Here is a 7,344-nt window from a genome sequence, read left to right as displayed (position 1 = left end):
GCCACCTGGCTGGCCTGGGACGCGGGCTTCTTCTGCACGGTTTCGACACCGTTCTTCAGTGCCACGATCTCGGCCATCAGCGACAAGGCGATCTCCGCCGGGGTATGGCTGCCGATATGCAAGCCCACCGGCCCGTGCAGACGCCCGATAGCCTGGGCCGACAGCCCCAGCAGCGCCAGGTTGTCCCGGCGCTTGCGACTGTTGGCCCGGGAGCCCAGCGCACCGACGTAGAAGGCCCGGGAGTCGAGCGCCGTGAGCAAGGCCATGTCGTCCAGGCGTGGATCATGGGTCAGGGCCACCACCGCGGTGCGCTCATCAGGCTCGATACTCGATACCGCATCGTCGGGCATGCCGGCGACAAACCGTCCGTCCTCCGCGTCCCAGCCCTGCACGAACTCCCGCCGTGGATCGCAGACCAGCACCTCGAAGTCCAGCAGGCGGGCCATTTGCGCCACGTACCGGGACAGCTGCCCGGCGCCGATCAACAGCAAGCGCCAGCGCGGGCCGTAGATCGCCCGCAAGATGGCTCCGTCGAACGCCAGCTCATCGCTCTTGCGCGCCGGCTCGAGCCGCACCTCGCCGGTGGCCAGGTTCAGTTCCCGGGCCACGATCTGGTGCGCCTGGCACCGCTCGAGCAGTTCGGCGACCCAGGCCGGATCGCCGACCCGCTCCTCGGTCAGGCGCAGGGTGCCGCCACACGGCAAGCCGAAACGCGCCGCCTCCTCCAGGGTCACGCCATAGGTCACCAACTGGACCGGCGGCCCCTGCATGGCCAGGCGCCCATCGCCCAGGCGCGCGATCAGGTCGTCCTCGATGCAGCCACCGGACACCGAGCCGATCACCACCCCGTCATCGCGCAGCGCCAGCATGGCGCCTGGCGGTCGCGGCGCGCTGCCCCAGGTCTGGACCACGCTGTACAGCACCACCGCCCGGCCGGCGCGCCGCCACTCCAGGACACTGCGCAAGACATTCAGGTCGACGCTGTCCATCAGGCGCTCGCCTGCTGCCAGCCCTGCAGCTGGTAGCGCACCGGCAAGTTGCGGATGCGCTTGCCGGTAGCGGCGAAGATCGCATTGCACAACGCCGGGGCGATCGGCGGCACACCGGGCTCGCCGACGCCACCCAGCGGCACCTCCCCGGGCGGTGTCACCAGGTGCACTTGCACCTCCTTCGGCGCCAGGGACATGCGTGCCACTTCGTACATGTGGAAGTTGTCCTGCTGGACCTTGCCGTCCTTGAAGCTGATTTCCCCCAGCACCGCGTTGCCCAGGCCCATGACACAAGCCCCCTCGAACTGCGAGCGGATACGCTCGGGGTTGATCTGCGGACCACAATCCACGGCGATATCGGCCTTGTGCACGATCAGGGTGCCATCGCCCTTGACCTCCACCTCGATCACCGCTGCCACGTAGGTCACGAAGCTGTAGTGCACCGCCAGCCCCAGGCCGCGGCCCTTGGGTAGTTCACGTCCCCAACCGGCGGCCTTGGCGGCGGTTTCCAGCACCGTGCGCAGGCGCGCGGTGTCGATGGGATAGCGCTCGGGGGACTCGCCATAGTTCCACTCCTCGCTCAAGGTTCGCGGATCGATCTGCCGATCAGGCCCCAGCAGCCGCAACTGGTACTTCAGCGGATCCTCGCCGGCCTTGTGGGCCAGTTCGTCGACGAAGCTCTGGATCGCGAAGCCATGGGGAATGTTCGACACCGAGCGATACCAGCCAACCCGGGTGTGGGCAGCCGCCTCGGGGTTCTCCAGGCGCACGTTGGGAATGGCATAGGCCATGTTGGTAAAACCCATGCCCAGCTCGAAAGCCGCCTCATGGTTCATGCCCGGGGCGAACAAGGCCGTGATGCTCGGCGCCACGGTGCGGTGCAGCCAGGCCGCAGGCATGCCGTCCTTGTTCAACCCGGCCTTGAGGTATTCGGCCGACACGGTGTGGAAATACGAGTTGTGGATATCGTCTTCGCGGGTCCACTGCACCCGCACCGCCTTGCCGGGAAAGGCCTTGGCCAGGATCGCCGCCTCGATGATGAAGTCAGGCTTGGACTTGCGACCGAAGCCACCACCCAGCAGGGTGACGTTCACCGTGACCTGGTCGAAACCGATCCCCAGCCGCTCGGCGATGCGTTCGCGGGTCACCTGGGGCGCCTGGCTCGGCGCCCAGGCCTCGCAGCGACCGTCCTGGAAGCGCGCCACGGCCACCATCGGCTCCATGGGCGCCTGGGCCAGGTGCGGCAGGTAGTAGGTAGCCTCCAGGCTGCCGTCGGCGCTGCCCAGGGCCTGCTCGAGGTTGCCGGTGCTGCGCACCACCTTGCCCGGCTGGTGCGCGGCCGCCTCCAGTTCCTTGCGGTAATCGATGGAGTTGTAGCCGGCGTTGACCCCATCCTCCCACTCGAGCTTCAACGCCTCGCGGCCCTTGATCGCCGCCCAGGTGTTGCTCGCCACCACCGCGACCCCGCCCAGGGGCTGGAACTCCGAGGGCAAGGGCCGGTTTTCGATGGGGATGACCTTGATCACCCCCGGCACCTTCAGCGCGGCGCTGTCATCGACGGACTTGAGCTTGCCGCCATAGACCCGGGGCCGGGCCACCACGGCGAACAGCATGCCTTCGAAGTGCACGTCGGCGCCGTACACCGCACGGCCATTGACGATGTCCTGGCCATCGATCGCCCGGGTCGCTTCCTTGCCGATGTAGCGGAACTGCGAAGCCGACTTCAGCCGCAGGCTGTCCCGCGGCGGTACCGCCAGGGCCCCGGCAGCGACGGCCAGGGCGCCGTAGCCCAGTTCCCGCCCACTGGGCTGGTGGACCACCTTGTGCAACTGCGCCCGGCACTCCGCCAGCGGCACCTGCCACTGGGCCGCCGCCGCTTGCTCAAGCATGGTTCGCGCAGCCGCGCCGCAACGCCGCATGGGCTCGTACCAATGGCGCATGCTGCGCGAGCCATCGGTGTCCTGGTTGCCATAACGCGCCTCGTCACCCGGCGCCTGCCTGACCTTGACCAGGGCCCAGTCGGCTTCCAGTTCGTCGGCCACCACCATGCTCAGACTGGTACGCACGCCCTGGCCCATTTCCGAGCGGTTGCAGGTCACCGTCACGCTGCCATCGGCATCGATGCTGACATAGACCTTGGGATCGTCGACCCAGCCGTGGGGCATGCCGTCGGCGCCGAACTTCTTGTCCTCGGCAAAGGCATCCTGCCAACCCCAACTGGCGGCCAGCACCAGGGCACCGGTGGCGCCCACGCCTTTGAGAAAACTCCGGCGACTCAAGTTGGCCAGGGTGAAATCAGTAGGTAGAGGACTCATGCCTTGGCCTCCTGCAATTGGCCGGCAGCGCGGCGGATCGCGGTCTTGATCCGGTTGTAGGTGCCGCAGCGGCAGATATTGCCGAGCATCGCCTCCTCGATCTGTTCGTCACTGGGGTTGGGGTGGGTCTTGAGCAGCGCGGTGGCGGACATGATCTGCCCGCCCTGGCAATAGCCGCACTGGGCCACCGCGGTGTCCAGCCAGACCTGCTGTACCAGTTGGCCCACCGGATCGTTGTGCAGGTTGTCGATGGTGCTGACGTTCTTGCCCAGCACCGAGCCGACCGGGGTGATGCAACTGCGGGCAGGATCGCCGTCGATATGGATGGTGCAGGCACCACACAAGCCCATGCCGCAGCCGAACTTGGTGCCGTTGTAGCCGATCACGTCGCGGATCGCCCACAACAGGGGCATATCCTCGCTGACGTCCAGTGGATGGTCTTGTCCGTTGAGTTTCAGGGTAATCATGGGCACGCCCGCATTCTATGGAGGGATGGGGTCGAACCATCTGTCGCGCGGCACCGCGACCGCAGGGCACGCAGATCGGTTCAGGCTAATCGGGCTCTCTTGTGAAGTTCGAGCTTCACCGGACCCTTGGGCACAGCAAGAAGCACATTCTTAGCCTGCTAAGTTAAGCCCTAATTAAGCAAAAAGCCTTGCCCGAACGTCATTCGGCCAAGGCTTTTTTGCATTACAGGGCAGGCGAACGATCATGCCCCGTAGAGATTGGGCTCCATCTCCAGTTCGACACCGAAGCGCTCGGCGATGTCGCGCTGGATCCTCTGGGCCAACGCCAACAACTGCCGTCCGCTGGCGTTGCCGTAGTTGACCAGCACCAGCGACTGCAAGCGATGGACCCCGGCATCGGCCTCGCGAAAGCCCTTCCAGCCTGCCTGCTCGATCAGCCAGCCGGCCGCCAGCTTCATCTGCCCATCCGCCTGGGGGTAGGCCACCAAGCCTGGGTGCGCCTGGCGAATGCGCTCCGCCAGCGCCGCCGGCACCACCGGGTTCTTGAAGAAGCTGCCGGCATTGCCCAGCACCGCCGGGTCCGGGAGCTTCTCGCTGCGGATGCTGCAAATCGCCCGACTGACATCGCTGGCAGTGGGCTGCTCGACGCCCTGCTCCACCAGGCGCTGGCGTACCGGGCCGTACTCAAGGTGCAGATGCCCGGCCCGGCTCAGGGCAAAACGCACCCGCAGGATCAGCCAACGACCGACCTCCTGCTTGAACAGGCTGTCACGGTAGGCGAACCGGCACTGCTGCAGGTCGAACTCGCGCAGCTCGCCGGTCTGCCGATCGAGGGCGGTCAGGCCGGCGAACACGTCCTTGATCTCGACGCCATAGGCACCGATGTTCTGCATCGGCGCGGCACCGACGGTGCCGGGAATCAGGCTGAGGTTTTCCAATCCCGACAAGCCCTGCGCCAGGGTCCACTGGACGAAGGGGTGCCAGGCCTCCCCGGCTTCGGCTTCCACCACCACCCGCTGCCCATCGTCCTCGAGCAGGCGGATACCGCGGCTGGCCATGCGCAGCACCAGGGCCTGGATATCCCCGGCCAGCAGCAGGTTGCTGCCACCACCGATCACCAGCAATGGCAACTGGTGCTCGCGACTGTAGTCCAGGGCCTCACGGACATCGGCGTCATCATGGGCCTGGGCGAACAACCGGGCCTTGACCTCGACCCCGAAGCTGTTGAACGGCTTGAGCGACACATCGGATTGGATGACCAGGCTCATAGGCGTCCCTGCAATTCGATCACCAGGCGGTCACAGGCAGCTTCGATCAGGTCCAGCACTTGCTCGAAACCCTTTTCACCGTCGTAGTACGGGTCCGGCACCTCGTCGCGCACCGCCTCGTAGCGGCGCAGGAACAGGTCCAGCTCGGCCTTGCCATTGGCCGGTTGCAGGGCCTTGAGGTTGCGCAGGTTGCTCTGGTCCATGGCGAAGATCAGGTCATAGCACGCGAAGTCGGCGCTGCTGACCTGCTGCGCCCGTTGCGCCGACAGGTCGTAGCCGCGCTGCAACGCCGCCCGCTGGCTGCGGGCATCCGGCGCCTTGCCGACGTGCCAGTCGCTGGTGCCGGCGGAAGCCACTTGCACCTGGTCGGCAAGACCAGCTGCACGCAGTTTGTGGCGCAACACGCCTTCGGCGGTGGGTGAGCGACAGATGTTGCCCAGGCAGACGAACAGGACCCGCATCAGGCCTCCAACAGGCGTCGGACGCGCTCGAGGTCTTCGGCGGTATCCACACCGGTGGGCGGGGCTTCGAGGGCATCGGCCACATGGATGCGCACGCCGTGCCACAAGGCCCGCAGTTGCTCCAGGGACTCGGTGTTCTCCAGCCAGCAAGGCCCCCAGTTGACGAAGTCATGGAGGAAACCGGCACGGTAGGCGTAGATGCCGATATGACGGCGGTAGGGCACGCCGGCGGGCAGTTCGTCGCGATTGCGGGCAAAGGCGTCACGGGCCCAAGGCAGGGTCGAGCGGCTGAAGGTCAGCGCCAGGCCGTTGAGGTCGCTGACCACCTTGACCACGTTGGGGTTGAACAGGGTCTGTGCATCCTCGATCGGCTCGGCCAGGGTGGCCATGCGCGCTTCGGGATGGGCCGCCAGGTTGGCCGCCACCTGGTCGATCACCGCCGGCGGGATCAGCGGCTCGTCACCCTGGACGTTGACCACGATGGCGTCCGCCGCCAGCCCCAGCTGGGTGGCGACCTCGGCCAGGCGGTCGGTGCCGGAGTTGTGGTCTTCACGGGTCAGCAGCGCTTCGGCGCCAAAGCCCTGGCACGCATCGACGATACGCTGGTCGTCGGTAGCCACCACCACGCGCTCGGCGCGGCTCTTGCGGGCCTGTTCCCAGACCCACTGGACCATCGGCTTGCCGGCGATCATCTGCAGCGGCTTGCCCGGCAAGCGGGTGGAGGCGAAACGCGCCGGGATGACAACGGTGAAGGCGCTGGTCATTTGTCCAGGCGCTCCTCGGTGGTCAGGGTGCGAGCCTCGCTTTCGAGCATCACCGGGATGCCGTCGCGGATCGGATAGGCCAGGCCGGCGCCCTTGCTGATCAGCTCGGTCTTGTCGGCGCTGAGTTTGAGAGGGCCCTTGCAGATCGGGCAGGCCAGGATGTCGAGCAGTTTGGTGTCCATGAGGGTTTCCCTGGATAGCAGCGGTTTAAGGCAATAGACGGTCAGGCAGCAGGCGCATCAACTGGGTGTCGAACCAGGCGACGAAGGCTGGCGATGGCACCGCGTCGACCGCCAGGTACCACCAGTGGGCCGCCGCGAACTCGCGGCACTTGACCGCATCTTTCTCGGTCATGACCAGCGGCAACGACGGGGTGAAGGCCAAGGCCTGCGCACTGTATTGGGCATGGTCGGCAAATGCATGGGGGACAGGTCGCAAGTGTAGCGTTTCAAGGGTATTGAAGAAACGCTGGGGGTTGCCGATGCCGGCCACCGCGTGCACCGCTTGCCCCGGGGTGAAATGCGCCAGCGGACGGCGCTCGCCGCTTTGCAGGTTGACCATCGCCGAAGGCTGGAGCTCAAAGGCGAAACCATCGTCGCGATCGGCAGCGGCACCGTTGTACAGCACGGCATCCACACTGTGCAGGCGCTCCACCGGCTCGCGCAGCGGGCCGGCCGGCAGGCAGCGGCGATTGCCCAGGCCGCGGGCCGCGTCGATCAGCACCAGCTCCAGGTCGCGGGCCAGGCGGTAATGCTGCAGGCCATCGTCGGAGAGAATCAGGTCCAGCGGCTCGGCGGCGAGCAGGGCTTGCACCGCGCGGCTGCGATCGGGATCGATCATCAATGGCACGCCGCAGCGCTGGACGATCAGCAGCGGTTCGTCGCCCGCCACCTCGGCGCTGTCCGTGGCCGTGACCCGCCAGGGCAACTGGGCTGGCTTGGCGCCATAACCACGGCTGACCACGCCGACCCGCAGGCCGAGGCGCTGGCAATGCTCCACCAGCCACAGGATCAACGGAGTCTTGCCGGTACCACCGACCGTGATGTTGCCCACCACCACCAGGGGCACCGGCGGCTGGTA

At 66.7% G+C, this 7,344-nt stretch carries 8 protein-coding genes; all 8 read right to left on the bottom strand.

Features of this window, described 5'->3' with window-relative positions:
* Positions 1 to 989, bottom strand: a 989-nt coding sequence (locus ACK6AU_RS30855) for an XdhC family protein (RefSeq protein WP_409303465.1), incomplete at its 3' end; no start/stop codon positions are given.
* A complete protein-coding gene (locus ACK6AU_RS30850) occupies positions 989 to 3,304 on the bottom strand; it encodes a molybdopterin cofactor-binding domain-containing protein (RefSeq protein ID WP_409303463.1) in 2,316 nt (771 codons plus the stop codon). The genes ACK6AU_RS30855 and ACK6AU_RS30850, both read right to left, overlap by 1 nt.
* The gene (locus ACK6AU_RS30845) at positions 3,301 to 3,771 is read right to left on the bottom strand and encodes a (2Fe-2S)-binding protein (protein ID WP_409303461.1); all 471 of its coding nucleotides are present in this window, start codon (positions 3,769 to 3,771) and stop codon (positions 3,301 to 3,303) included. The genes ACK6AU_RS30850 and ACK6AU_RS30845 overlap by 4 nt, the downstream gene beginning before the upstream one ends.
* 242 nt (positions 3,772 to 4,013) lie before the next feature.
* Positions 4,014 to 5,039, bottom strand: a complete 1,026-nt coding sequence (gene murB, locus ACK6AU_RS30840; RefSeq protein WP_185699496.1) for a UDP-N-acetylmuramate dehydrogenase — start codon at positions 5,037 to 5,039, stop codon at positions 4,014 to 4,016.
* Positions 5,036 to 5,500, bottom strand: coding sequence for a low molecular weight protein-tyrosine-phosphatase (locus ACK6AU_RS30835; protein ID WP_185699495.1), 465 nt, complete (start codon positions 5,498 to 5,500; stop codon positions 5,036 to 5,038). The genes murB and ACK6AU_RS30835 overlap by 4 nt, the downstream gene beginning before the upstream one ends.
* A complete protein-coding gene (gene kdsB / locus ACK6AU_RS30830; protein WP_053135780.1) occupies positions 5,500 to 6,264 on the bottom strand; it encodes a 3-deoxy-manno-octulosonate cytidylyltransferase in 765 nt (254 codons plus the stop codon). The genes ACK6AU_RS30835 and kdsB overlap by 1 nt, the downstream gene beginning before the upstream one ends.
* A complete protein-coding gene (locus tag ACK6AU_RS30825) occupies positions 6,261 to 6,446 on the bottom strand; it encodes a Trm112 family protein (RefSeq protein ID WP_011060103.1) in 186 nt (61 codons plus the stop codon). The genes kdsB and ACK6AU_RS30825 overlap by 4 nt, the downstream gene beginning before the upstream one ends.
* Positions 6,447 to 6,471: 25 nt before the next feature.
* A partial coding sequence (gene lpxK, locus ACK6AU_RS30820; RefSeq protein ID WP_409303458.1) for a tetraacyldisaccharide 4'-kinase occupies positions 6,472 to 7,344 on the bottom strand: 873 nt, incomplete at its 5' end.

Source organism: Pseudomonas sp. KCJK8993, assembly GCF_046230915.1.
Lineage (GTDB): Bacteria > Pseudomonadota > Gammaproteobacteria > Pseudomonadales > Pseudomonadaceae > Aquipseudomonas > Aquipseudomonas piscis.
This window is presented reverse-complemented; position numbering and strand designations above follow the sequence as displayed.

Coding starts and splice junctions, on each gene's coding strand:
- ACK6AU_RS30850 (WP_409303463.1), bottom strand. CDS start 3,304: ATGAGTCCTCTACCTACTGATTTCACCCTGGCCAACTTGAGTCGCCGG.
- kdsB (WP_053135780.1), bottom strand. CDS start 6,264: ATGACCAGCGCCTTCACCGTTGTCATCCCGGCGCGTTTCGCCTCCACC.
- murB (WP_185699496.1), bottom strand. CDS start 5,039: ATGAGCCTGGTCATCCAATCCGATGTGTCGCTCAAGCCGTTCAACAGC.
- ACK6AU_RS30835 (WP_185699495.1), bottom strand. CDS start 5,500: ATGCGGGTCCTGTTCGTCTGCCTGGGCAACATCTGTCGCTCACCCACC.
- ACK6AU_RS30825 (WP_011060103.1), bottom strand. CDS start 6,446: ATGGACACCAAACTGCTCGACATCCTGGCCTGCCCGATCTGCAAGGGC.
- ACK6AU_RS30845 (WP_409303461.1), bottom strand. CDS start 3,771: ATGATTACCCTGAAACTCAACGGACAAGACCATCCACTGGACGTCAGC.